This window comes from Streptomyces argenteolus (assembly GCF_042902585.1).
GTDB lineage: Bacteria > Actinomycetota > Actinomycetes > Streptomycetales > Streptomycetaceae > Streptomyces > Streptomyces argenteolus.
The window spans coordinates 217315-242227 of the sequence record NZ_JBIBEG010000001.1; the positions used below are offsets into that span (position 1 = coordinate 217315).

18 protein-coding genes are annotated in these 24913 nt (G+C 71.7%); 4 read left to right on the forward strand and 14 right to left on the reverse strand.

What is annotated here, in order from left to right; genetic code table 11:
- The first annotated feature begins 62 nt into the window (after positions 1 to 62).
- Complete coding sequence (locus tag ACFY8O_RS00990) at positions 63 to 3002, forward strand: LuxR C-terminal-related transcriptional regulator (protein ID WP_387897590.1); 2940 nt, start codon at positions 63 to 65, stop codon at positions 3000 to 3002.
- Between the two features lie 182 nt (positions 3003 to 3184).
- Positions 3185 to 5311: an eCIS core domain-containing protein gene (locus ACFY8O_RS00995; RefSeq protein ID WP_387897592.1), complete on the forward strand. Its 2127-nt coding sequence runs from the start codon at positions 3185 to 3187 to the stop codon at positions 5309 to 5311.
- A gap of 365 nt (positions 5312 to 5676) precedes the next feature.
- Here ACFY8O_RS00995 and ACFY8O_RS01000 read toward each other — a convergent pair whose 3' ends face one another.
- On the reverse strand, positions 5677 to 6066 hold the full coding sequence (locus ACFY8O_RS01000; protein WP_387897594.1) for a GntR family transcriptional regulator: 390 nt from the start codon (positions 6064 to 6066) through the stop codon (positions 5677 to 5679).
- 131 nt (positions 6067 to 6197) lie between these two features.
- Here ACFY8O_RS01000 and ACFY8O_RS01005 point away from each other — a divergent pair, with 131 nt between their 5' ends.
- Positions 6198 to 6956, forward strand: a complete 759-nt coding sequence (locus ACFY8O_RS01005) for a DUF4097 family beta strand repeat-containing protein (RefSeq protein WP_387897596.1) — start codon at positions 6198 to 6200, stop codon at positions 6954 to 6956.
- A 6-nt stretch (positions 6957 to 6962) separates the two neighbouring features.
- Here ACFY8O_RS01005 and ppk2 read toward each other — a convergent pair whose 3' ends face one another.
- The 5 genes from ppk2 to ACFY8O_RS01030 form a co-directional block, all read right to left on the reverse strand.
- On the reverse strand, positions 6963 to 7913 hold the full coding sequence (gene ppk2, locus ACFY8O_RS01010) for a polyphosphate kinase 2 (protein ID WP_387897597.1): 951 nt from the start codon (positions 7911 to 7913) through the stop codon (positions 6963 to 6965).
- Between the two features lie 70 nt (positions 7914 to 7983).
- Positions 7984 to 9003 (reverse strand): iron-siderophore ABC transporter substrate-binding protein, encoded by a 1020-nt coding sequence (locus ACFY8O_RS01015; protein ID WP_387897600.1) that lies wholly within the window; start codon positions 9001 to 9003, stop codon positions 7984 to 7986.
- Positions 9004 to 9028: 25 nt separating this feature from the next.
- Positions 9029 to 9856 (reverse strand): ABC transporter ATP-binding protein, encoded by an 828-nt coding sequence (locus ACFY8O_RS01020; protein WP_387897601.1) that lies wholly within the window; start codon positions 9854 to 9856, stop codon positions 9029 to 9031.
- Positions 9857 to 9914: 58 nt separating this feature from the next.
- Positions 9915 to 10991 (reverse strand): FecCD family ABC transporter permease, encoded by a 1077-nt coding sequence (locus tag ACFY8O_RS01025; RefSeq protein WP_387897604.1) that lies wholly within the window; start codon positions 10989 to 10991, stop codon positions 9915 to 9917.
- A complete protein-coding gene (locus tag ACFY8O_RS01030) occupies positions 10988 to 12055 on the reverse strand; it encodes a FecCD family ABC transporter permease (protein WP_387897607.1) in 1068 nt (355 codons plus the stop codon). Before ACFY8O_RS01030 ends, ACFY8O_RS01025 begins: the two co-directional genes overlap by 4 nt.
- Positions 12056 to 12212: 157 nt before the next feature.
- On the opposite strand from ACFY8O_RS01030, the gene ACFY8O_RS01035 reads away from it, so the two are divergent.
- Entirely contained in the window at positions 12213 to 12818 is a 606-nt protein-coding gene (locus tag ACFY8O_RS01035) for an MSMEG_1061 family FMN-dependent PPOX-type flavoprotein (RefSeq protein WP_387897610.1), read from the forward strand.
- Here ACFY8O_RS01035 and ACFY8O_RS01040 read toward each other — a convergent pair.
- The 8 genes from ACFY8O_RS01040 to ACFY8O_RS01075 all read right to left on the reverse strand — a co-directional run bounded on the left by ACFY8O_RS01040 (position 12815) and on the right by ACFY8O_RS01075 (position 24691).
- Positions 12815 to 14209 carry a hypothetical protein gene (locus ACFY8O_RS01040; RefSeq protein WP_387897612.1) on the reverse strand — a complete coding sequence of 465 codons (1395 nt, stop codon included), beginning with the start codon at positions 14207 to 14209 and terminating at the stop codon, positions 12815 to 12817. The genes ACFY8O_RS01035 and ACFY8O_RS01040 overlap by 4 nt on opposite strands.
- A 61-nt stretch (positions 14210 to 14270) precedes the next feature.
- Positions 14271 to 17357 carry a glycoside hydrolase family 3 N-terminal domain-containing protein gene (locus ACFY8O_RS01045; RefSeq protein WP_387897614.1) on the reverse strand — a complete coding sequence of 1029 codons (3087 nt, stop codon included), beginning with the start codon at positions 17355 to 17357 and terminating at the stop codon, positions 14271 to 14273.
- A 45-nt stretch (positions 17358 to 17402) separates the two neighbouring features.
- Positions 17403 to 18815: a GH1 family beta-glucosidase gene (locus tag ACFY8O_RS01050; protein ID WP_145802852.1), complete on the reverse strand. Its 1413-nt coding sequence runs from the start codon at positions 18813 to 18815 to the stop codon at positions 17403 to 17405.
- Between the two features lie 49 nt (positions 18816 to 18864).
- The gene (locus ACFY8O_RS01055; RefSeq protein ID WP_145802854.1) at positions 18865 to 19860 is read right to left on the reverse strand and encodes an ABC transporter ATP-binding protein; all 996 of its coding nucleotides are present in this window, start codon (positions 19858 to 19860) and stop codon (positions 18865 to 18867) included.
- Positions 19857 to 20954 (reverse strand): ABC transporter permease, encoded by a 1098-nt coding sequence (locus ACFY8O_RS01060; RefSeq protein WP_387897618.1) that lies wholly within the window; start codon positions 20952 to 20954, stop codon positions 19857 to 19859. Before ACFY8O_RS01060 ends, ACFY8O_RS01055 begins: the two co-directional genes overlap by 4 nt.
- Positions 20955 to 20959: 5 nt before the next feature.
- Complete coding sequence (locus ACFY8O_RS01065) at positions 20960 to 21940, reverse strand: ABC transporter permease (protein ID WP_145802856.1); 981 nt, start codon at positions 21938 to 21940, stop codon at positions 20960 to 20962.
- Entirely contained in the window at positions 21937 to 22992 is a 1056-nt protein-coding gene (locus tag ACFY8O_RS01070; RefSeq protein ID WP_387897621.1) for an ABC transporter ATP-binding protein, read from the reverse strand. Before ACFY8O_RS01070 ends, ACFY8O_RS01065 begins: the two co-directional genes overlap by 4 nt.
- 19 nt (positions 22993 to 23011) lie before the next feature.
- The gene (locus ACFY8O_RS01075; protein WP_145802860.1) at positions 23012 to 24691 is read right to left on the reverse strand and encodes an ABC transporter substrate-binding protein; all 1680 of its coding nucleotides are present in this window, start codon (positions 24689 to 24691) and stop codon (positions 23012 to 23014) included.
- Between the last annotated feature and the right edge of the window lie 222 nt (positions 24692 to 24913).

Consider the following 24913-nt stretch of genomic DNA (forward strand, 5'->3'; position numbering starts at 1 on the left):
CGGCAGGACGACGACAACGTGGCCCACCACGAGAACGACCACGAGATCGGCGGACTGTCCCGATGACCGCTTTATCGGGTCAGCCTCTCCCTTGCCCTTCCGCCCCGGCCACGGGGGCGGGCCCCGCCTCCGCCGGGCTGCTCGAACGCGGCCCCGCCCTGGACCTGCTGGCGGTGGAGGCGGGCCGGGCCGTCGCCGGATCGGGACGGCTGGTCCTGTTCCGCGCCCCCACCGGTACGGGCCGCAGCACCCTGCTGGAGGCCGCCGCCGAGCTGGGCGCGGGGCTCGGCATGCGCGTTCTGCGGGCCTACGCCTCCGCCGAGAACACCGGCGTCCCGCTCGCCCTCGTACGGCAGCTCCTCGAACCGGCACGCGCTCGTGCCGGACTCCACGACGGCGTCCCGGAGACTCCGCATCCCCTCGGCCGGGGGGCCCGCCTGTGGCAACTGCTGTGCGAGCAGGCTGCCGAGGCCCCGCTGCTGGTCGCCGTCGACGACGCCCATCTCGCCGACCATGCCTCCCGCCGCTGGCTGACCGAGGGAGCCCGGCAGCTGACCGGGATGCCGGTCCTGATGGTGGTGACCGAACGTGGGCAGTACGACGTCGCGCCGCCGGCGCCGGGGCTCGCCCACTCCCTGCCGCCCGGCGTGGTCCGGATGCACGCGGTGCCGCCGTTGAGCCGCCCCGCGGCCGAGGAAATGGTGCGCGGCGTGCTCGGCGCGGATACCGGTGACGCCTGGGTGGACGGCTGCGTACGGGCGGGCGGCGGCAATCCCCTGCTGCTGCGCACGCTGCTGGAGGATCTGCGGGCGGTCTTCCCGCACGGCGGCCGGGCCGGCGCCTCGGGCAGTGGCGGTCCCGAGCCCGTACTCCCGGAGAACATAGCCGAGTTGTACCCCGGGGCATTCGTGGCGGCGGTCTCGTGGTGGCTGAGGAGCGCGGGCGCGGGAAGCACCTCGGTGGCCCGCGCGCTCGCCGAACTGGAGGACTCGGCACGGTACGGCGAGCAGGAGGACGGGGTCCCCGGTGGCGAGGCGGGAGCCGTTCCGCACGAGGGCCACGAAGCCGGCGACGACTTCGGCGGCTTCCTCGCCGAGCTCACCCGGGCCGATCCGGACCGTGTCGACGGCTGGGTCACCGCGATGATCCGACTCGGGCTGCTGCGCCGTACCCCCGGGACCGGCGTCCCGCGCTTCGCGCACCCGCTGCTGCGCGGAGCGGTCCTCGAAGGCTGGCCCCGTTCGGACCGGCAGGCCCTGCACCTGCGCGCCGCGGAGCTCCGGCAGCGCCGCGGCCACGGCGTCGAAGCGGTGGCCGGGCATCTGCTGCGTACCACCCCGGGCGGTACCGAGCGCGTGGCGAAGGCACTCCTGGACGCGGCGGCCGACGCGTCTAGGGCCGGCAGGACGGGCGCCGCCGCGCACTACCTGCGCCGCGCGCTGGACGAGCCGCTGCCCCGCGAACGCCGGGCCGCCGTCCTCACCGAGCTGGGAGAACTGGAGTTCGCCACCTTACGGTCCGGCGGGATACCCCGCCTGGCCGAGGCCCTGCTCCTCCAGGAGAAGCCCCGGGACCGGGTGATGGCGGCGGTCCACCTGGGCAACGCACTGGCCAACCGCGGCAACCCGCACGCCGCACTCGACGTGATGCGCGAACTGGGCGCGCTGGAGGGGGAACCCGTCCTCGCCCGTACGATCCAGACGGCGTCGGCGTTCTTCTCGGACCACGACCGGGAGATCCGGCGGGAGGTCTACACCCGGCTGCGCGAGCGTGCCGCGCGCTCCCCGGAGTGGCTCAGCCCGGCACTCCACGCCCTGCTCGTCCGGTACGAGTCGACGGCCGGGCTGCTGTCCGCCGAGTCGGCGATGCGGCAGATCAGGCGGCTGCTGACGGCCCCGGAGGACCCACTGCTCGTGCCGTACCTGCTGAGCACAGCCGCCGCCGTGGCGCAGTGGGCCGACGCGCCGGACGAGGCCGAACGCCTCATCAGGACCGGGCTCGACGAGCACTGGCTCTCGCCGCTGCACCCCGTCCACCGCTCGCTGCTCAACACACGACTGGACACCGCCGCGGCGCGCGGTCGGCACCGCTGGGTGCTGGAGGAGACCGCGCGCAGGCTACGGGGCCCGGGCGACGCCCCCCGCACCGGGGCGAGCAACTTCCTGGCCCACCGGGTCATCGCGCTCGTCGAGTGCGGCCGCCCGTCCGACGCCGAGCGGCTCGTCGACGGGGTCGACGTCGGCACGGCGCAGGACGGCTGGGAGCACAATCGGTTCCTCTACGCACGCGGTGTGCTGCGTGCTTCCGTCGGCGACCCGGCCGGCGCCCTGGCCGACTTCCGGGAGTGCGGCACACGCCAGCTCGGCCGCGACGTGGTGAGCCCCGTCGTCACTCCATGGCGCTCGGCCGCCGCCGAATGCCTGCTCCGGCTGGGGGACACGTCCCAGGCCCTCGCGCTCGCCGAGGAGGAGTTCCGGCTCGCCGCCGTGTGGGACACACCCCGGGTACGGGGCCGCGCCCTGCGCGTCCTCGGCGCGGCCACCGGCGGCCGGCGCGGTCTCGAACTCACCGCCGAGGCCGTCGCCGTCCTGCGCGGCACACCGCTCGACGTCGAGCTGATCCCCGCACTCATCGGTCATGGGCGCCGGCTCACGGAAGCCGGACAGTCCCGCAGCGCCCGGCCGCTGCTCAGGGAAGCCGCGACCGCAGCCGAACGGCTGGGCGCCGTAAGGCTGTCGGGTCAGGCGGAGTGGGCCCTGCGCGCCAGCGGCGCCCGTCGCGGGAACGCCTCCCTCACGGGCCGGGGTTCGCTGACGGCCGGTGAGCACCGGATCGCCGCGCTGGCTGCCGAGGGAAGGACCAACGCGGAGATCTCGGAACAACTGCATCTGGCACGGCGGACCGTGGAGACCCATCTGACCAGCACCTACCGCAAGCTCGGCATACGGCGCAGGGCGGACCTGCCGGCCGCGCTGAACGGCCGCGAGGAGGGGCCGGCCTGACCCTGGCCGCGCACAGGAGGCGTGGGACCGGCACCGGCTCGGGGAGGGGGCCCGGGCGCGGCGTTGCCCCTGTGGCCCTCCCGCCGACCCGCTCACACCCGGGACACTGCCCTCGCGGACCTCCCGCCCGCACGCGTCGCGGGTGACGCTGTCTGATCAGGCATTGAGTGGCGAGGAGTACCGTGCGCGCATACAGGACCCAGGCCGAGACGACCGGTGGCCGGGAGAGCGGCCCTCGCGCGGAGGTGCCGGTCACGTTCACGCAGCGCGTCCGGGCTCTGCAGCGCACGGCGGGAAACGCGGCGGTGGCCCGCGCCGTCGAGGAGGAACGGCACGAGCACGGCGCCGGGTGCGGCCACGAGAGCGCCGATCAGCCGGCCGTCGCGGCGGCGTCCGCCCAGCCGTCCTCCGTGATCGACGCAGTCCGCTCGCCGGGCCGTCCGCTGGACTCGCGCATCCTGGCGAAGGCGGAGCAGGGCTACGGCATGTCCTTCCGCCATGTGCGCGTGCACAGCGACCCGGTCGCGCAGCGCTCGGCGACGGCGTTCGGCGCCCGCGCCTACACCACGGGCCATGACATCGTCCTCGGCCCCCAGGGCGCGGACGACGAGACGATGTTCCACGAACTCGACCACGTACGCCAGCAGTCCATGGGCCCCGTCGCGGGTACGGACAACGGGTCGGGTGTGGCGGTCTCGAGCCAGGACGATCCCTTCGAGCTCAGCGCCTCGGCCAACGGCCGGAGGATGGCCCAGGGAGGTATGCCCGACCTGTCCGGCCCCGGCGCGGCGCGGACCGCCGGACCCGCCGGGAGCGGCGAGGGCATCACGGTGGCCCGCATGGTGTCCGGTCGCGGCCGGAAGATGCACAGGAAGGACCGTGGGCAGCTGTTCGAGATCAGCGGCGCGCGTGGACCGGTCGTCGGCCGGTACGTCGGGTCCCAGCCCGACGGCACCGAGATCTTCGACACCACACGGGAAGGGCGCATCGCCGTCCACCCCACCGCCATCATGGGCCCCCGGGCCGTGGTGGGCGGTCTCCACCCGCGGGGCCAGACACGCCCGCCCGAGGAGAACCTGCACGACCGGGACCAGATCCTGCTGTCCGAGGCGGACCTCTCCGGGGCGCGGGCGCGGGTGCGGCGGGACCCCGGCCAGGCGAGCAGGATGGCCGCCACCACCTTCGAGGAGCAGCCCGACTACGAGGGGTACGAGGACAACCGCGAGGATCTGCGGCGCCTGGGTGTCCCCGTCCTCAACAACGTCGACCTGAGCCGTCCCGAGGCCGCCGACCGCTTCCGTGACGTCGGCCCGAACGCCAACATGCACTTCCAGATGCCGCGCGTGCCACGGGGAACTCGCGGCTACTCCACCCAGGAGCTGATCCGGGACACCGGCCGGATTCCGGGGCGCACCGGCCGCGACGACGTGACGGTGAGCGTCACCACGCCCCATCCGTCCAGGTATGCGAAGCCCGGAACGCACAACGCCTTCTACGGCCTGGAGAACCGGAAGGCCGTGCCGGAGGGCATGAGGCTCGCCGGTGAGTACTCCGACGACGACGCGGACCTCGAGGAGTTCGGCTACGGGCACCGGCAGTCCACCAAGGACGTGGGGGCCGCTGTGGCCGATCGCCGGAAGACCTACCGGATGGAGCCGGACCGGCGCAGCAACAGTCCCGACGAGGACGCCGAGCCTCAGTACCGCAGCCGCAGCATGAGCCGCAGCCAGAGCGTGAGCCGCTCCGGCCCGGCTCAGCCCCCTGCCCGCCGGCGCAGGTCGAGGCCGCCGCTGGCCACGACGGGCCGCCGTCACATCGCGGCCCCCGTCAACTACGCCGCGGTCGAGGACGAGGACGAGATCTTCGGCAGTCAGCAGCCCGAGAGCAGCAGTCGCCGGCACCGCCGGAGCAGCCGCCCTCCCAGCTACCTCGCGGAGTCCGCGGACGAGGGCGCGTCCCGGCGCAGGAGCCGGAGTCGTCGCCCCGTGGACGTGGAAGCGTTCGAGCCCCAACCCGAGCGGGAGCGCAGCCGCAGCCGCCACCGCAGGTCGAGCCGGCCCCCCGCCGGCACGTCCAGCAGCCGGCCCGTCGACCTCGGCGACGACTTCTCCTACGGAGCCGGACCCATCGAGGCCGAGCCGCGGCGTGAGCGCGGGCGCAGCCGGCGGCCCTCGTCCTCCAGGGTTTTCGTCACGGACAGCGGGCGCAGCACCCGGGCCCCCGTCAGTTACGCCGAGCCGGAGTTCGAGGACGACTTCGACGGCGACGCCAACCCGTTCCTGCCCAGGGATCGTGGCCGTCGCCGGTGACGTGACGGCGTCGCCCGGATCCCGCGTCGACGGCCGAAACCGGTTGCGTCGGCTTCGGCCGCCTCTCGCGTACGACGGGCGCCTTGCGTAATCACGTCAGTTCAGGCGACGGCGCAGCCACCAGGTGCAGAAGCCGGTGAGCAGCCCGGCCAGGGCCAGGAAGACGCCCCTCTCGATCCACTGGAACGACGGTGCCCGAGGTGGGGGTGATCAGGCCGCAGGCCAGCTGTAACAGGGTGGACTTCCCGGCCCGTTGGGCCCGACCAGACCCACGACGCGGCCGGCCGGCACGCTGATGGTGCAGTCCGAGAGGGCCTGGCGGCGGCCGTACCGCTTGCTCAGGCCTTTCGCTTCCAGAATGGCTGTCATCGCTCCTCTTCGGTGGGTGTGCGGAAGGTGCTCACGAACAGGGCCTCGATGCTCTCCTCGTCCAGTCCCGCGGCCCGCGCCCGCTCCAGCCATCCCTGCAACTCGCGCCGCAGCGGCTCGTGTTCGGGCAGCGAGGGGTCGCTGAGGGTGCTGGACACGAAGGTGCCGACGCCGGGCTTCTTGGTGACCAGCCCCTCGTACTCCAGCTCCCGGTAGGCCTTGAGCACGGTGTTGGGATTGATCGCGACCTTGGCGGCGACGTCCTTGACCGTGGGCAGGCGGTCCCCCTCGAAGAGCAGCCCCAGGCGCATGGCCTGACGCACTTGGTGGACCAGTTGCAGGTACGGCGCGACACCGGACCGGGCATCGAGGTGAAACTCGATCACCGTCTCCTCTATTCATCTAGGTTCCTAGCACTATAGGACTCTAGCGACCCCTGACTGTCAACATCCGCCGGCGGAAGGGCAGTTCACGGCCACCTGCCATGCCGCGGGCCGCGCAGGGCAGGCGAGCAGACATGAACATCACGCTTTTCACGCGCGGACGGCGATGGGCCGCACTGCTGGCGGCCGGGCCCCTCGTCGCGGCGTGCGGTGGGCACGCGGATCCGGGCGTACCCGCGGACGGGGCCCCGCCGGTGCTGCGTCCGGGTGCGCACCTGGTGATCACGACCGGCGACGGCGTGCGTCTGCGGCCGGCCGAGGGCGACCGGGCGGTCACGGAGGCCCGGATCGGCAGTGGCTGGTCGCACCGCGCCGGTCTGTGGGTCCTCGACCTGTCCTGCCCGCGCCACGAGGGTCACGAGGACGGCCGGTGCCCCCGCATGCCCGCGGTGGGCGTTCCGGCCGGAGTCTCCGTCACGGTCACCGCCCGGAACGCGGGCATCGACGCGACGGGCATCGTCGCGGGGCTGGACCTGACCACCGTTAACGGGGACGTGAGGGTCACCCGGTCCGGCGAGGAGGACGCCACCGTCCGCCTGGTGACCCGCAACGGCTCGGTGCGCACCGCCACTCTGCGTGCGGCCGACGTGCACGCCGAGACCGAGAACGGGGACGTGACGCTCGGCAGCGCCACCTCACCGGCCCGCGTCACCGCGGCGACGACGAACGGCTCGGTGCGGGTGTCGCTGCCTCACGGCGCGCCCGCCTACGACGTCGCCGCCACCACACGGAACGGCCGGGCCTCCGTCGCCGTCCCCACCGCCACCCGGGAGAACGGCCACGAGATGCGTCTGGCCACCGTCAACGGCGACGTCACCGCCGTGCGTGACTGAGACCGCTCAGGGGTGCTCCCCCGGCCCCTCGGTGTACGGGGCGAGGCGGGTGGGCGAGAGGGCGGTGTCCTCCTCGCCCGGCTCCAGCAGGGTGGCGGCGGCGCCCACGATGAGCGGGTCCGGCTTGCCGACCGCCTCGGCGCTCTTGGCCGTGTAGTCGACCCGGGCGAGCAGACTGCGCATGGCCTCCAGGCGGGCCCGGCGCTTGTCGTTGCTCTTCACGACCGTCCACGGGGCGTGCTCGGTGTCGGTCGCGCGGAACATGTCGATCTTCGCCGTCGTGTAGGCGTCCCAGCGGTCGAGGGAGTCGATGTCGGTGGGCGAGAGCTTCCACTGACGTACGGGGTCGACCTGGCGGATGGCGAAGCGCGTGCGCTGCTCGGCGCGGGAGACGGAGAACCAGAACTTGACGACGATGATGCCGTCGTCGACGAGCATCTGCTCGAAGGCCGGGCACTGCTGGAGGAAGAGTTCGTACTCGGGCTGGGTGCAGAAGCCCATGACGCGTTCGACGCCGGCCCGGTTGTACCAGGAGCGGTCGAAGAAGACGAGCTCGCCCGGCGCGGGGAGGTGCGCCACGTAACGCTGGAAGTACCACTGGCCCCGCTCGCGGTCCGTGGGCTTGTCGAGGGCGACGATCCGCGCGCCACGGGGGTTGAGCCGCTCGGTGAAGCGCTGGATGGTGCCGCCCTTGCCCGCGGCGTCACGCCCCTCGCACACCACGACGACCCGCGCTCCGGTGTCCTTGGTCCAACGCTGCAGTTTGAGCATCTCGATCTGCAGGATGCGCTTGATCCGCTCGTACTCCTTGCGGCGGATCTTGCGGTCGTACGGGTAGTTCTCCCGCCAGGTCTTGATCGGCCTGCCCGCCTCGTCGAGCAGGATCGGCTGCTCCGGCCTGCTGGTGTCGACGGTCAGGCCGTCCAGCAGCTGCTTCTCCACCTCGTCGCGCTCCATCAGGCCTAGCCTGGCACCCGTTCGGGTTCCGCGCCACCAGGTGGGGCGGGGCCGGCGGTGAACGCGCGTCCTACTTCATCTTCTCCGCGAAGAGCGGGACGACCTTCTCCAGCGCGTAGGAGGTCGACAGGATCGAGTCGGTGGCGAACGCCGTGCTGATGCCCTTGTCGTCGAAGACGAGGGAGTGGCCGGCCTTCACCGACGGCACCGCCTTGAAAAGCGGGTCGCCGCTGATGTCGCTCGCCGGGATGCCGATGGGCGCCATGACGGTCAGGTCGGCGTCGAGGAGGTCGAGGTTCTCCTTGGAGACGGAGATCGAGAAGCCCTCGCCGGCCTCGGCCTCGACGGCCGGGTTGTTCTCGAAGCCCAGGCGCTCGACGAAGTCGACGCGGCCGGTGCCGGAGACATAGGCGCCGTAACCCTCGGAGGTGCGGGAGCCGAGCGTGATCGTGCTGCCCTCGAACTCGGGGTGCGCCTTCACGGCCTGCGCGAACTTCGCCTCGGTGTCGGCGATCAGCTTCTCGCCCTTCTCCGGGACACCCATGGCGGCGGCGACCATCTCGGTCTGCTTCTCCCAGGAGAGCTTGTACTGGTCGCCGCCCTCCGGCACACCGACGGTCGGGGCGATCTTGCTGAGGGTGTCGTAACGCGTCTGGTCGCCGCTGGACTTGGTGTCCAGGATGAGGTCGGGCTGGAGGGCCGCTATCTTCTCGAACTCGGGCTCCAGCGTGCCGATCATCTGCGGGCTCTTGTCGTACCTGCCCTTGGCCCACGGCCCGACGCCCTCGCCGCCGAAGGCCAGCCAGTCGCTCGCGCCGACGGGCTGACCGCCGAGCGCGAGAACCGTCTCCGCGTCGCCCCAGCCGAGCGCGACGATGCGCTTCGGCGCCTTGTCGACGGTGATCTCGCCGAACTTCGTCGCGACCTTCGCGGGAAAGGCACCCGTGGCCGCCCCGTCGGAGGAGGAGGAGCTGGAAGCGTCGTCGGATGAGCCGCATGCGGCCAGGCCGACGAGGAGGGCCGCGACGGCGCCGGCCATCAGGACCGGGGTGCGACGCACACGGCGGACGCGGGGAGCGGAATCGTTCATGCCGTTTAGGTTAGCCTAACCTCAGTCAGCGCCGAGACGCGGGTAGGTCCGCCCCGCCCCCCACATGGTGGCGGCCCAGCGGCACCACCATCGGCGTGGCCGACGCGGGGTCGTCCATCACCGAGCAGCGCATCCCGAACACCTCGCCGACCAGCTCCTCCGTCACGATGTCGGCCGGCCTCCCCTCCGCGACGATCCGGCCGTCCTTCATGGCGATCATGTGGTGCGCGTACCGGCAGGCGAGATTCAGATCGTGCAGCACGGCGACCATGGTGACCCCGTGCTGGTGGTTCAGATCGGTGAGCAGGTCCAGGACGTCCAGCTGGTGGCTGGCGTCCAGGAACGTCGTGGGCTCGTCCAGGAGCAGGATGTCCGTGCGCTGCGCGAGCGCCATCGCGATCCACACGCGCTGGCGCTGTCCGCCGGACAGCTCGTCCACCGGGCGCTCGGCGAGTTCCAGGGTGCCGGTCGAGAGCAGCGCCTGGGCGACCGCCTCGTCGTCCTCGGGTCCCCAGCGGCGGAACCAGCCCTGGTGCGGGTAACGGCCACGCCCCACGAGGTCGGAGACGGTGATCCCCTCCGGCGCGGATGGGCTCTGGGGAAGGATGCCGAGTACGGCGGCGACCTCCTTCGTCGGCATCTCCTGGACGCTGCGCCCGTCCAGGAGCACCGCGCCCCGCGAGGGTGCCAGCAGCCGCGCCATCGCCCTCAGCAGGGTGGACTTGCCACAGGCGTTCGGGCCGACGATGACGGTGATCCGCCCCGGAGGGACGTCCACGCTCAGCCCGGAGACGATCTCCCGGTCGCCGTAGCCGAGACGGACGTCCTGGGCTCGAAGGGTGTGCTGGGCCACGACGTGGTCACGCCTTTCCTCGTTGTCCGTGTCGGATGAACGCGTGTCCGTCCCTGTCTCAGCCACCGCTGCCCCCGCGGTTGGCGCGGGCCAGGAGCAGCAGCAGGTAGGGGGCGCCGATGATGCTGGTCACCACACCCACCGGCAGCTGCACCGACGGCAGCAGGTGCTGGGCACCGAAGTCGGCGACCAGGACGATCAGGGCCCCGGTCAGCGCGGCGTGCGGCAGCGCGGCGCCCTGACCCGGTACCAGCCGGCGGGCGATCGGCCCGGCCACGAAGGCCACGAAGTTGACAGGCCCCGCCGCTGCGGTCGCGACGCCCGCGAGGGCGGTCGCACAGCCCAGCAGCGCCAGCCGGCCGGGCTCGACGCGGGCCCCGAGCCCGGCCGCCGCGTCGTCCCCCAGCTGGAGCGGGGCGAGGGCGCGGGCGGCGAGGACGGTCAGCGGCACGATGACGGCAAGGGCGGTCAGCAGCGGCCACACCTGCCCCCAGGAGCGGCCGTTGAGGGTGCCGGTCAACCAGAGGAACGCCTCCTGCGCGTCGGCGGTGTCGGAGCGGGCCATGACGTACCAGACCACGCTGCTCAGGCCGGTGCCGAAGCCCACGCCGATCAGGACGAGGCGCTGGCCCACGACGCCCTGGCGCCAGGCGAGCAGGTAGATGGCCGCACCGGCGGCCACCGAGCCGATCAGGGCGCTCCCGGACAGTGCGAGTCCGCTGACCTGGAAGAGCAGCGAGGCGGTGACGGCGACCGCGCTCGCCCCTGCGCTGATGCCGATGACGTCCGGGCTGGCCAGCGGGTTGCGCAGCACGGACTGGAAGACGGCTCCGGAGAGCCCGAATCCGATGCCGACGAGGACCGCGAGCAGGGCCCGGGGCAGGCGCAGCTCCAGGACCACGAACCGGGAGCCGCCGTCGCCGCCCCCGAACAGGGTCTCGACGACCTTGCCGAGCGGCATGACCATGTCGCCGTAGCTGAGCGAGACTGCGAACATCGCACAGACGCACACCAGCAGGGCGAGCGCAACCAGCACGGAGCGCCGTCGTCCCCGGTTCCGCACCCGGGCGACGGTGCGTACGGCGTCCGTCAGTCGCGCGCCGGATGTCTCCTCCAGGAGGCGGGTCCCGGTCACAGCTCGACCTGCTTCCTGCGGCGTACGAGCCAGATGAAGGGGACGCAGCCGATCGCGGCGGTGACCACGCCCACCTGGACCTCGCCCGGTGGGGCGACGACCCGGCCCACGATGTCGGCGACGAGCAGCATGACCGGGGCGAGCACCATGCTGTACGGGAGCACCCAGCGGTAGTCGGGGCCGGTGATGAGCCGGGCGGCGTGCGGCACCGCGAGACCGACGAAGCCGATCGGGCCGGCGACCACCGTCGCCGCGCCGCACAGCAGCACCACGGCGAGTGCCGAGACCAGCCGGGCGACGCCCACCCGCTGGCCGAGGCCTCGGGCGAGGTCGTCGCCGAGCGAGAGGGCGTTGAGCTGCGGGCCGAGCAGCAGCGCGAGCAGGGCTCCGGCCGCGACGAACGGGGAGACCTGCCACAGCACGTCCGCGTCCCGGGCGGTGAGCGCGCCGAGCTGCCAGAAGCGGAAGCGGTCGTAGCTGTCGCGGTCCTGGAGCAGGACCGCACTGGTCACGGATGTGAGTACGGCGCTCGTCGCCGCGCCGGCCAGCGCGAGCTTCACCGGGGTCGCGCCCTCCCGGCCGAGCGAGCCGACGCCGTACACGAGAAGGGCGGCGAGCAGGGCGCCGAGGAAGCCGAACCAGATGTACTGCGTGGCGAGGGTGAATCCGAAGAAGCTGATCGAGCACACCACGGCCACGGACGCTCCCGCGTTGACGCCGAGCAGCTGCGGATCGGCGAGTGGATTGCGGGCGACGCCCTGCATCACCGTGCCCGCGAGGCCCAGCGCCGCGCCTGCCAGCAGTCCGGCCACGGTACGGGGGATCCGGACTTCCTGGACGATCAGCTGGCCCTTGACGTCGAGGTTCGGGTCGAACACCCCGTCCAGTACGTCGCGGAGGGAGACGTCCCCCGATCCGACGGCGAGACTCGCCAGCACACTCAGCAGCAAGAGGGCCACGGCGCCGAGCAGCCCGACGGCGAGCACGGGCCGGCTGCGCGCGCGGCGCCGCTCGGTGCTGCCGGCCTTCCGTTCCTGAACGCCCTGGAGGACCGAGCCGCTCACAGCCGGTACACCCGGGGCTGCGGCATGCGGTTGCGCACTGTTCCTCACCCTCGCTCCGCCCCCGGGACGGGGAGCGCCCGCGAGCTTAAGTAAGGTGAGCCTAACAGTGCCAGGTCAGCGATCCGCTGGTGTGCCCCTCTGAGGTCCGGAGAACCCCTTGTCGAATGCCGCGCCCATGGCCCTGGGCACCCTCCCCTCCCCTGTCGGCGACCCTCTGGCCGGAGCGGTGCCCCTGGAGTCGGCCGAGCAACTGCGCGAGATCCTGGGCGAACCGTGGCCGATCGTCATCGACAAGGTGCACGACGAACTCACCGACGCGGACCTGGACCTGCTGGCCAGGGCGCCCTTCTGCGCCGTCTCGACCTCCGACGCCGACGGCAACTGCGACACCTCCCCGCGCGGGGGCGAACCGGGCTTCACCCGGGTCCTGGACACGCGCACCCTCGTGCTGCCGGATCTGCCCGGCAACCGGCGCGGCGACAGCTTCCACAACATCCTGTCCAACCCGCACGTGGGCCTGCTCTACCTGATACCCGGCGCCATGACGGTCCTGCGGATCAACGGGCGGGCGCGCATCCTCACCGACGCCCCCGTGTTCGACGAGATGACGGTCAAGGGCCGGCGCCCCGACCTCGCGCTGGTCGTGGACATCGACGAGATATACCTGCACTGCCCGGCCTCGCTGAAGCGCTCCGGCGTCTGGGCCCCGGAGACGTGGGAGGAGCAGCCGGCGAAGGCGCCGGGTGCGCGGACGGCGGGCTAGAACCCACCGCCGTCGAACCCTCCGCCGCCTCCGAAGCCGCCTCCGTCCCCGAAGCCGCCTCCGTCGCCGAAGCCACCGAAACCGGAGGAGTCGAAGTCGGAGCCCGAGACGTCACCCCCGCTCCAGTCACCGCCGCCGCCGCCGAAGTCACCGCCGCCGTAATCCGCCGCGTACGCCGGGGTGGAGAGCATCGAGCCGAGCATGGTGCCGACCAGCAGGCCGGGCAGCAGGCCGCCCCCGAAGTAGCCGCCGGCCCAGGGGCCGTAGGCCGGGCCCGCCTCCCAGTAGGGGCGCCGCCGGCCGTCGCCCACGTCGACCGTACGGCTCATGGGGTCCTCGCCGTCGCGCAGCCGGACCTCGTCGGCGCCGCAGACCGGGACCTCGCGGGCGGCTCCGCCCGAGGGGGTCCACAGGACGTCGGCGACCGAGGGGCCGTGGCGCGGGTCGAAGAAGCAGGGCGGCCGGCGGGAGGGCAGCGGCCGGCCCGTGCGCCGGGCCTCCAGGACGGCGAGGGAGAAGCGGCCGTCCTCCAGGGCCTGGGTGACCCCTCGCACGTCGGAGGGGTGCTGGGCGCCGCCCATGCGGGACTTGGCGTCCTCGTAGGAGTCGAGCGCGCGCTCGTACTCGATGCGCATCGCGTCGTCGGCGCCCTTCTCGCCGGGATGGAAGTCCAGCCGGTCCAGGGTCTCGCCGTACGCGGTGATGTCCTCGTCCACGACGACCCGGAGCTTCTCCAGAGCCACCCGTTCCTCTTCCTCCTTGCGCCTCCTGTTGCGGCGGGCGACCGCGAACGCGGTACCTCCGCCCACCAGGACCACGCCGCCGAGGACGACCAGGCCGGCCACCGGGGCGCCGTTCCCGGCCCCGTCGTCCGCGCTGCCACCGCCGGACCAGGAGGCCGGGGCGCTGCCCTTGGCCTGGTCGAGAGCTCGGTCGACGAAGGCGTTGAGCTGGGTCGCGGCGTCGGTGTCCGTGCCGGGCGCCTTCACGGCGCTGGTGAGGTTGTCGACGGCCCGGGTCGGCATCACCTGCGGGTCGGCGCCCGCGTCGAAGCCGTCGCCGAGGCGGACCGCGTAGACACCGGTGACTCCGGTGTCGGTGCGCAGGTTCTGCAGGAGGTTCTGGGGCGGGTACTCGGACGTCGCGGGCAGGACGGCCACGAAGACGGGCTTGTCAGCGTTCTTGATCTTCTTCTCCAGGGCGGTCTCCTGGGCCGCCGAGAGCTGACCGGACGCCGCCGGGTCGACGTACACGGGGCCCTGGCGCAGGGCGCTCGCCGCGTCGTCGATCGTGGAGGGGGCGGCCTGGACAGCGGGGGTCATCGCCAGCACAGCCGCCGTGAGTATCAGCAGCAGGCAGGCCCACAGGGGAGCGAACAGCCTCTTCCGCATACTCCGAAAGTAACCCGGACGGGCGACAAACGCGTCGCCCGCCCGGGTTTCTTTTCCGCAGTTACGCGGCGCGGTACGCCGTGCGCAGCTTCGCCACCGCTCCGGTCAGGTCACCGGTGAGCAGCAGGTGGTCGGCCTCGGCGAACGGCTTCGACACCGACGCTGTCAGCTTCCCGCCGGCCTTCTGCTGGACCAGGAGCCGCGCCCGGTCCACGATCTCCTTGCCCGCGGTGGTCTTCCCGAGCCCGGCCCGCTCGGCGAGCGAGGCGGCGACGGCGAGGCCGGTGAGGGTGGCTTCGCCGCCCGTGGGGACCTTCTTCAGGGTGGTGAGACCCCAGCCGTAGGGGAACTGCGGGTCGTAGGCCGTGTCGCCGACGTTGATCGGCAGCTGCGACTCGGACTTCGGCCAGGTGACCGGGAGCTGTCCGGTGAAGGCCCGCTTGCCGTAGAGGACGTCGGCGACGCCGTCGCCCTCGGTGCCCGGCAGCCAGGAGGCGACCAGCGCGTCGATGGCGCCGAGCCGGTCCCCGATGAGCTGGGGGCGGCCGGAGACGATCAGGACCGCGCACTTCATGGCGGCGCAGACCGTGTCGATCGCCTTCTTGTCGGCGTCGCTGATCTCCAGGTCGTGGCCGTTGCCGACGTCCCCGATGCCCTCGGCGTACGGCTTCTCGCCGACGACCACGACTCCGGCGTCGTATCCCTCGGTCGGGGCGGAGGCGTCCTTGGAGAAGGTGGCCGACGAGGTGTTCTTCTCGATGCCCTTCAGGATCGTCGTGCCCGTGGTGGTGGCACCGGAGGCGCCCTGCCAGCTGATGGTCCAGCCGCCGGCCTGGTTGCCGAGGTCGTCGGCGTTGGAGCCGGCGACGTAGACCTTCTGCGAGGCCTTGAGCGGGAGGACGGCGCCGTCGTTCTTCAGCAGGACCTGGGACTTCGCGGCTGCCTCGCGGGCGACCGCGCGGTGCCCGGCCGAACCGACCTCGTCCAGGTTCGTCGTGTCCGCGTACGGCTTCTCGAAGAGGCCGAGGCGGAACTTCTGGGTGAGGATGCGGGACACCGCGTCGTCGATCCGCGCCTCGCTGATCCGGCCGGCGGTGACCTCGGCCTGGAGCGTCTTCGTGAAGTCCTGGTAGGCCGTCGGGACCATGATCATGTCGAGGCCCGCGTTGACCGAGGTGCGGACGTCGCTTGCGTAGTCGCCGGGGATCTGGTCGATGGCCTGCCAGTCGCTGATGACGAAGCCGTCGAAGCCCATCCGGTCCTTGAGCACACCGTTGATCATCTCGGCGTTGGCGTGCATCTTCACCGGGCCCGCGTCGTCACCGATGACGTCCAGCGAGGAGTACGAGGGCATGACCGTGCCGACGCCGCGCTTCACGGACTCGGTGAACGGCGCGAGGTGCACCGCTTCGAGCTCCTCACGCGTGACCTTGGTGACGCCCTGGTCGATGGTGTACGCGCCGGTGGTGGAGGAGCCGAACTCCGTGCCGCCGTCGCCGACGAAGTGCTTGGCGCTGGCCAGCACCTTGTCGTTGCGGTCGAGGTCCGTGCCGGACGGGCTGCCCTGCATGCCGGTGATGACCGTCTCCATGGCCTCGACCAGGGCGGGGTCCTCGCCGTACGCCTCGTAGGACCGGCCCCAGCGCTCGTCACGGGTGACACAGACGCAGGGGGCGAAGTCCCACGGGATGCCGGTGGCGCGGACCTCGTTCGCGGTGACCGCGCCCGTCTTCCCGGCGAGCTTCGGGTCACGGCCCGCGCCGATGCCGATGTTGTGCGGCATGATCGTCGAGCCGATCACGTTGTTGTGGCCGTGCACCGCGTCCACGCCGTAGATCAGCGGGATCTGGAAGCGGGTCGCCTGCGCGCGCAGCTGGTAGGCGTCGACCATCTTCGCCCAGGCCTCGGGCGTGTTCGGGGTGGGCACGGAGCCGCCGCCGGAGAGCAGCGAGCCGAGGTCGTACGTGGCGATGTCACCCTGGGACCTGAGCGCGTTGCGCTCGGCCTGGGTCATCTGGCCGGCCTTCTCGGCCGGGGACATCCGTGCCAGCAGGTCGGCGACGCGCTTCTTCACCGGGAGCTTCGCGTTCTGGTACGGCAGCCCGTGGGCGTCGATGACGACCTGCGGGTTCTCCTTCGGCGCCTTGGCCCCCGTGACGGTGAGCTCCAGCGGGATCGTCTCCGCCGACTCGGCCCCCTTGTCCTTGACCGTGGCCACGGAGACGGTGTGCGTGGTGCCGGATGCGGTGCCCGCAGGGAAGGTGTGCGTGCCGGTGACCGCGGTGTAGTCCTTGCCGGCCTCGGCGCTGCCGCCCTTGGTCGTGTACGCGACGGTGACGGGCTCCTCGATGGGCGCGGAACCCGTGGTGGCGACGGAGATCTCGATGGCCGCCGTGCCGCCCTCCTCGACCGTGTGCACGGCGGAGTCGACGACGACGCTCGACTTCAGGGCCGGGTCGGCCTTGCCGTACAGCTCGACGGCGTCCATGGCGAACGAGCCGGGGGCGCCGGTCGGCAGGGTGACGGCGTAGCCCCACATCTCGTTCAGGCCGAGGACCTGGTCGATGCCGCCGACGGGCTGGTAGTCGGCGCGGTAGACGAAGTCCGCGAAGGGGATCTCGACCTGGTGCCAGCCCTCCCAGTCGTCGGTGAAGGAGGTGGTCCACAGCTCGGAGGCGCCGCCGTTCGCACCGCCGTCCTTGATCTCGAAGTTGATCCGCTTGCCCGAACCGGGCGGCAGGGGCGCGGTGTTCTGGCCGTACCACCAGAAGCGGATGCCCTTGTGGGCGGTCCAGTCCTTCGGGGGCTGGCCGACGGCGAACTCGTGGCTGAGTCCGCCCCAGGCGCTGATGTCGTAGGTGCCCTGGAGGACCTTGGAGCCCTCGGGTGCGTCGGCGCGCTCCGCGAACGTGAGGGCGGGGTGGTCGTCCGCGTCGCCACCCCAGGTGAACAGCGAGTCGGCGGGCGGGTTGCCGAGGGGGACCTCGCCCTCGAAGCGGTCGACGAGGACGGGCGCCGGCTCCCCGTCGTCGGCCGCCGCGCTGGGGACGGCCCCGGCGAGCAGCGAGGCGAGGACGGTGGCTGCGGCGAGCGCGGCGGTCGCCGGTCTCGCCCCGTGGCGTGCGCGGACCTGTGGCGTACGGGGCATGTGCGGCTCTTCTCTACTCCGGTGACGTTCGGGCACGGGGGAAGATCAGTCGGTACGGGCGTTCCGCGTGAGGCGGATCGTGTCGCGGTACCACTTGGCGCTGTCCTTGAGCGTCCGCACCTGGGTGTCGTAGTCGACGCGGACGATGCCGAACCGCTTGTCGTAGCCGTAGGCCCACTCGAAGTTGTCCATCAGCGACCAGGCGAAGTAGCCCCGGACGTCGGCGCCCTGACGGCGGGCCTCGGACACGGCGTCGATGTGGTCGGCGAGGTAGGCGGTGCGGTCGGTGTCGGGCACGGAACCGTCGGCGGCGACGGTGTCGTCGAAGGCGGCGCCGTTCTCGGTGATCACGGTCGGCAGCGCGTAGTCGTTCTGGAGGCGCAGCAGCAGATCGGTGAGCTCGGTCGGGGTGATCTCCCAGTCCATGGCGGTACGGGGCAGGTCGCGCTCCACGCCGCGGACGACGGGGAGGCCGTCGCTGTCGGTCGTCGACCCGTCCTCGGTGACTCCGGAGAAGAGTGCGCCCCGGTAGAAGTTGACCCCCAGGACGTCGAGCGGGGTGGAGATGGCGTCCAGGTCGCCGTCCCGCACCGGGAGTTCGATCCCCTGCGCGGCGAGGTCCTCGACGACGTCCTGCGGGTAACGGCCGTGCACGATCGGGTCGAGGTAGAGGCGGGTGCCCATGCCGTCGGCGCGGCGGCAGGCCTCCCGGTCGGCCTCGCTGCCGGTCTCCGGGGTGGCGGTGCCGAGGTTGAGGGTGATGCCGAGTTCCAGCGGGCCGCTGCCGGCGGCCTCGCGCATCTGCCGGGCGGCGAGCCCGTGACCGAGCAGCAGGTGGTGGACGGCGCTCATGGCGTCCCCCATGTCGGTGCGGCCGGGGGCGTGGGCCCCGTAGGCGTAGCCGAGCATCGCCGAGCACCAGGGCTCGTTCAGAGTGGTCCAGTGCTCGACGCGGTCGCCGAGCGCCTCGTGAGCGAGCATCGCGTACTCGGCGAACCGGAGGGCGGTGTCGCGGGCCGGCCAGCCGCCCGCGTCCTCCAGCTCCTGCGGCAGGTCCCAGTGGTAGAGGGTGATCCAGGGGGTGATGCCCTTCCCCTGGAGCTCGTCGACCAGCCGCTTGTAGAAGTCGAGGCCCTTGGCGTTGGCGGGGCCCCGGCCGCCCGGCTGGATGCGCGGCCAGGCGAGGGAGAAGCGGTAGGTGTCGACACCGAGGCCGGCGATCAGCTCCACGTCCTCGGGCATCCGGTGGTAGTGGTCGCAGGCCACGTCGCCGTGCTCCGCGTTGTGCACGGCGCCGGGGACGCGGCAGAAGGTGTCCCAGATGGACGGGGTGCGGCCGTCCTCCGACGCCGCGCCCTCGATCTGGTACGAGGAGGTGGCCACGCCCCAGCGGAAGTCGGCAGGGAGTCCCTGGACGGCGGCGGGCTGCAGGCTGCTGCGGGGCGTGACGAGATTCATGGTTCTCCGTAACTCCGTGTGCGGGTGGGGTTTTCTTCGGCCGGCCGGGTCAGGCCGGCCGGGTGTGCAGCCAGCAGGCGACCTCGCGGCCCTGGCCGCCCTCCGGGGCGGTGAGCACCGGGACCCGGTCGTCGCACGGGTCGAAGGCCTTGCCGCAGCGGGGGTGGAAGGCACATCCGGCGGGCATCGCGGCCAGGTGCGGGGGCGATCCAGGGATGCCGGTGAGCTCGCGGCGGGGACCGTGCAGCGCGGGGAAGGAGTGCAGCAGGCCTTCGCTGTACGGGTGGCGCGGGTCGCGGTAGATCTCCGAGGCGCCCGCCTGCTCCACGATCCGCCCGCCGTACATGATCGCGATGCGGTCGGAGAACTCGATCAGCAGCGAGATGTCGTGGGTGATGAAGACGACGGAGAAGGAGAGGCGCTCCCGCAGCTCGACCAGCTTGCGCAGGATCTGCCGCTGCATCACCACGTCGAGTGCGGTGGTGGGCTCGTCCATGATGACGATCTCGGGTTCCAGGGCCAGCGCCATCGCGATCATCACGCGCTGGCGCATGCCGCCCGAGAGCTGGTGCGGGTAGGCGGCGAGCCGGTCGGTGGAGATGCCGACGAGGGTCAGCAGCTCCTCGGCCCGCGCGGTCCGCTCGGCGGCGCGCATACCGGGGCGGTGGGCGGTGAGTACGTCGGTGAGCTGGCTGTGGACCGTGTGCACCGGGTTGAGCGAGTTCATCGCCCCCTGGAACACGATGGACAGCTCCTGCCAGCGGAAGGCGCGCAGCTCGTCGGGGCTCAGGGCGAGGATGTCGACGGTCCCTCCGCCCGGCCGGTGGTAGTGGACGTCACCTCCGGTGATCACCCCGGGCGGGGAGAGCAGCCGGGTGACGGCGTACGCCAGCGTGGACTTGCCGGAGCCCGACTCGCCCGCGAGGCCGAGGACTTCGCCGCGGTGCAGGGTGAGGTCGATGTCCCGCAGCGCGCGGACGCCGCTCGCGCCGGTGCCGTAGTCGACGTTCAGGCCGCTGATGGTGAGGATCGGCTCGGCGGTCATGCGCGCTGCTCCTTGCTGGACGTGCCGGCTGACTCGGGGGTGCCGGACTCCGTGGCCGCGGGGGTGCGGGCCTCCGCGGTACCGGGCTCCGCGGGTGCGCCTGTGCGGGCCACCGGGGTGAAGGCGGGGGCGGCGGGTCCGTCCTGGGGGGCGGTGCGGGCGACGGGTGTGAAGCCGACGCGCATCCGTACCTTCCGGGAGGCGCCCGTCGCGGTGCGCAGGCGCGGGTTGACGAACTCGTCGATGCCGAAGTTGATGAGGGAGAGGGCCGTGCCCAGCAGGGCGATGCAGAGCCCGGCGGGGACGAACCACCACCAGGCGCCCTGGGCGAGGGCCTGGTTGGACTGGGCCCAGAAGAGCACGGTCCCCCAGTTCCAGTGGGAGATGTCGGCGACGCCGATGAAGGCGAGGGTGATCTCCGAGAGGACGGCGAAGATGACGGTGCCGACGAAGCCGGACGCGATGACGGCGGTGAGGTTCGGCATCACCTCGAACAGGATGATCCGCCAGGTCGACTCGCCGGTGGCACGCGCCGCTTCCACGTAGTCGCGCCGCCTGAGCGACAGGGTCTGGGCGCGCAGGACGCGCGCCCCCCAGGCCCAGGAGGTCAGGGCGATGACGGCCGCGATCAGCAGGTCCCCGGTGTCCTCGACGAAGCTCGCGATGATGATGATCAGCGGCAGCCCGGGGATGACGAGGAAGATGTTGGAGAGCATCGAGAGGATCTCGTCGGCGGCTCCGCCGAGGAACCCCGCGCTGACCCCGATGAGCACGGACAGCGCGGTCGCCAGGATGCCGGCGAGGAACCCGACGAGCAGCACGCCGCGGGTGCCGACCAGGATCTGCGAGAGGACGTCCTGCCCCGTCTGCGTCGTGCCGAACCAGTGCGCGGAGGAGGGCGGTTGCAGCAGCTGGTCGCTCATCGCGTCCGGGTCGTACGGGGCGAGCCAGGGGCCCGCCACGGCCAGGACCACGAAGAAGGCGAGGATCAGCAGCCCCGTGCGGGTCTTGCCTCCGCGCAGGAAGCGGAACCTGGCCCGGGACGCGGCGGGCGCGGCGTCGGTGACGACGACGTCGGTGGTGGTGACGGCCATGGTCGTCACGCCTCCTTACGGGTGCGCGGGTCGAGGAGGGCGTAGGCCATGTCGGCCAGCAGGTTCGCGGCGAGCACGGAGAGCGTGATGATCAGGAAGACGCCCTGCATCAGGGGGTAGTCCTTGGCTCCGACGGCCTGGAAGAGCTGGTAGCCGATGCCCGGGTAGGAGAAGACCATCTCGACCAGCAGGGTGCCGCCGACGATGAAGCCGAGCGAGAGGGCGAAGCCCGAGATGTTGGGCAGGACGGCGTTGCGGGCGGCGTAGGAGAACATCACGCGCCGCTCGGAGAGCCCCTTGGCCTGCGCCACCATGACGTAGTCCTCGGAGGAGACGGTCACCATCATGTTGCGCATGCCGAGGATCCAGCCGGCGATGGCGCTCAGCACGATCGTCACTCCGGGGAGCACCCCGTGGTACAGCGCGCTGGAGACGAACGGCCAGTCGAAGGCCGGGACCAGGGAGTTGTCGTAACCTCCGGCGGCGGGGAAGATCTGCCACTTCACCGCGAACAGCGCGATGGCGATGAGGCCGAGCCAGAAGTACGGGATCGCCGAGATGAAGGTGGTCACGGGCAGCAGCCCGTCCAGCCAGGAGCCGCGCCGCCACCCGCTGTAGACACCGATGCCGGTGCCGAGCAGGAAGCTGATCAGGGTGGTGATGCCGACCAGCGCGAGCGTCCAGGGCAGCGACTGGGAGATCACCTCGCCCACCGGGGTCGGGAAGAAGGTGAAGGACAGGCCCAGGTCGCCGTCGAGCAGGTGGGACCAGTAGTCGGTGTACTGCGCCCAGACCGACTTGTTCTCGTCGAGCCCGAACAGGGCCTTCAGGGAGGCGATCGCGGAGGTGTCGAGCTGCCCCTGGTAGCGGCTCATCAGCGCCTCGACGGGGTCACCCGGCATCAGGCGCGGGATCAGGAAGTTGATGGTGATGGCGGCCCACGCCGTGACGGCGTAGAAGGCGATCCGCTGGAGGATGTACTTCACTTCGCTGCTCCCTCGGCGGTCGTGCCGTCGTACAGCCAGCAGGCGGCCCACTGACCGTCCGCGAGGTCGAAGCGCGGCGGCAGTTCGGTGCGGCAGCGCTCCATGGCCTTCGGGCACCGGGGGTGGAAGCGGCAGCCGTCCGGCGGGGCGATCAGCGAGGGCGGCTCGCCGCTCCCGGTCTCCTCCTGCGCCTCCTCGTCCGCCACCCGGTCGGGGTCGGGCGCGGAGGCGATCAGCAGCTGGGTGTACGGGTGGGCGGGGCGCTGGGTGACGGTCTCGCTGTCACCGCCCTCGACGATCCGGCCGGCGTACATCACGAGGGTCGTGTCCGCGAAGTAGCGCGCGGAGGCGATGTCGTGCGTGATGTAGAGGATGGCCAGGCGCAGCCGCTCCTTGAGGTCGCGCAGCAGGTTGAGGACGCCGAGCCGGATCGACACGTCCAGCATCGACACCGGCTCGTCGGCCAGCAGCACCTGGGGGTCGGCGCCGAGCGCGCGCGCGATCGCGACGCGCTGGCGCTGACCTCCCGACAGCTCGTGCGGGAATTTGTCCAGGTACTGATGAGGAGGAGTCAGCTGGACGCGTTCGAGCAGAGCGGCCAGGTTCTTCTCCAGGTCCGCCTCCCCGCTCCCCGCCCGGTCGTGGATCTTGAGGGACCGGGTGAGGTGGTAGCGCACGGTGTGCACCGGGTTGAGCGAGGCGAAGGGGTCCTGGAAGATCAGCTGGACCTGCTTGACGTACGTGCGGAAGGACCGGCCACGCCCGGCCTTCACCGCCGTGCCGCCCAGGCGTATCTCCCCCGCGCTGAGCGGGTACAGCTGGGCGAGCAGTCGTGCGACGGTGGACTTTCCGGAGCCGGACTCCCCCACCAGCGCCGTGACGGTGCCGCGCCGGAGCTCCAGCGAGACGTCGTCGACGGCGTGTACGGTGCGGCGTCTGCGGGCGACCAGGTCGCCGGCGGTGCGCCGTACGGGAAAGTGCTTGGTGACTCCGCGTGCTTCGAGCACCACGTCGTTCTCGGTGCGCACGTCTGCGGACTGTTCGGTGGTCATGGCCGGTTCTTCCCCGTACTTACTTGGCGGGCTTCAGGTTGAGCACGACTTCCAGCGCGTCCTGCTGGGTGTGCTGCGGTGCTGCGTACGGGTCCTTCTCGGTGGGCCAGCCCACCCAGTTCTTCGTGGAGTACTCGGCACCGATGGGGGCGGCGGCCGTCGGGATGACGGGGGCCTGCTCGACCATGATCTTCTGGAGGGCGTTCATGGCCTTGGTACGGGTGGCGTCGTCCGTGGCGTTGGCGTACTCCTTCAGCGCGGCGGTGGCCTCGGGGCTCTTGAAGCGGCCGAAGTTGCCCAGCTGGGAGCTCTTGCCGATCGGCTGGAAGATCGCGCCGTCCATGATGTTCTGGTACATGTCGTACGGCGTGGCGCCGCTGTTGGTCCAGTGCAGGGTGGCGTCGAAGTTGCCGGTGGCGACGTCGTTGCCCCAGGCCTCGGCGGTCTGCGTCTTGACCTTGGCCTCGATGCCGAGCTGCTTGATGTTGTCCTTGATGATGGACAGCCCGGTGATGTAGTCGTTCCAGCCGGCCGGGTCGGTGAAGGTCAGCTCCACCGGCTTGCCGCCCGGGTCCTTCAGGACGCCGCCGCTGAGCTTGAAGCCCGCCTCGTCGAGGACCTTCTTGGCGCCGGCGACATCGGGCTTCGTGGTGGCGTTCTTGTACTCCGGCGCGAGGAAGGGCTCGCCGGCGGGCAGCGGGATGCCGGTCGGGTTGCTGATCTCCGGGTAGAGCGTCGCCTGGGCCTGTACGTGGATCGCGTTGCGGTCGACGACCATGGCCATCGCCTTGCGCAGCGCCGGGTTGTCGAACGGCTTGCGGGCGGTGTTGAACCAGAGGCCGTGGATGCCGAGCCCCGAGGGGAACCAGAGCTTGTGGTTCTTCGGGTCCTTGGCGACGTACAGCTGCTTGTAGTTCGGCATGAAGACGAACGACCACTCCAGCTTGCCGTTCGCCAGGGCCGTGGTCGCGGCGCTGTTGTCGTTGTACGTGCTGTAGCGCAGCTCCTTGACCTTGGTCTCGCCCTTCCAGTAGGTGGGGGTGGCGGTCAGGGTGGTCGTCTGCGGGGTGAAGGTCTTCAGCTTGTACGGGCCGGAGCCGACCGGGGTGCGGTTGGGCCAGGTCTCGGGGTTCTCGACCTTCTCCCAGATGTGCTTGGGCACCACGTACGTGGAGATGATCTTGTTCTGGTTGACGTACTGGGAGTCCTTGAAGGTCAGGACGACCTTCTCCCCCTCCACGGTCACGCCGTCGTACGGGATGCCGTTGCCGTTGAGCGCCGGGTGCTTCTTCAGCAGTTCGAAGGTGAACGCGACGTCCGCGGCGGTCAGCGGCTTGCCGTCGGCCCACTTGGCCCGCTTGTCGAGGGTGAAGGTGAGCTTGGTGAAGTTCGACTCCCAGTCCCACGCGGTCGCGAGCCAGGGGTCCGCCTTGTCCGTGGGGCGGATCTGGTTGGTCATCGCCAGCGGCTCGTAGATCATGTAGCGGTAGCCGAGGGTGGCGCTCGCCGAGGTGGCCAGGAACGGGTTGCTGTTGTTCGTCTGCGGCCCGTCCGGCTTGCCCAGGGTCAGCACACCGGAGGCGCCGGCTCCGCCCCCCTTGTTGGCACCCGAGTTGGCGGACGAACAGCCTGCGGCGAGAGCGGCCACGGCGATGGCGGCTGAGAGCGCTCTCAGAGTGTGACGACGGCGTACGGACATGGCGACTCCAGGAGGACTGCGGGTCTGGGAGATCCGGCGATGCGGGCAGCGCCGGACGCGCGGGGTGCGGGTGCGTGCACGGCGGTTGCCGGTGCCTGACACGGTGCGGGGTCTGCGGTGACGCGGGTGCGGGGCGTGCGGTGCCCGGGGGGCGGTGACTCGGGCCGGGGTGCGCGACGGGGTGACGCGGGGTTCACCGCGGTGTCCGTCGGGTGGTGAGGC

Coding starts and splice junctions, on each gene's coding strand:
- ppk2 (WP_387897597.1), bottom strand. CDS start 7,913: ATGGAGCGCGACGAGGTGGAGAAGCAGCTGCTGGACGGCCTGACCGTC.
- ACFY8O_RS01040 (WP_387897612.1), bottom strand. CDS start 14,209: ATGCGGAAGAGGCTGTTCGCTCCCCTGTGGGCCTGCCTGCTGCTGATA.
- ACFY8O_RS01005 (WP_387897596.1), top strand. CDS start 6,198: ATGAACATCACGCTTTTCACGCGCGGACGGCGATGGGCCGCACTGCTG.
- ACFY8O_RS01055 (WP_145802854.1), bottom strand. CDS start 19,860: ATGACCGCCGAGCCGATCCTCACCATCAGCGGCCTGAACGTCGACTAC.
- ACFY8O_RS01070 (WP_387897621.1), bottom strand. CDS start 22,992: ATGACCACCGAACAGTCCGCAGACGTGCGCACCGAGAACGACGTGGTG.
- ACFY8O_RS00990 (WP_387897590.1), top strand. CDS start 63: ATGACCGCTTTATCGGGTCAGCCTCTCCCTTGCCCTTCCGCCCCGGCC.
- ACFY8O_RS01075 (WP_145802860.1), bottom strand. CDS start 24,691: ATGTCCGTACGCCGTCGTCACACTCTGAGAGCGCTCTCAGCCGCCATC.
- ACFY8O_RS01015 (WP_387897600.1), bottom strand. CDS start 9,003: ATGAACGATTCCGCTCCCCGCGTCCGCCGTGTGCGTCGCACCCCGGTC.
- ACFY8O_RS01050 (WP_145802852.1), bottom strand. CDS start 18,815: ATGAATCTCGTCACGCCCCGCAGCAGCCTGCAGCCCGCCGCCGTCCAG.
- ACFY8O_RS01045 (WP_387897614.1), bottom strand. CDS start 17,357: ATGCCCCGTACGCCACAGGTCCGCGCACGCCACGGGGCGAGACCGGCG.
- ACFY8O_RS01060 (WP_387897618.1), bottom strand. CDS start 20,954: ATGGCCGTCACCACCACCGACGTCGTCGTCACCGACGCCGCGCCCGCC.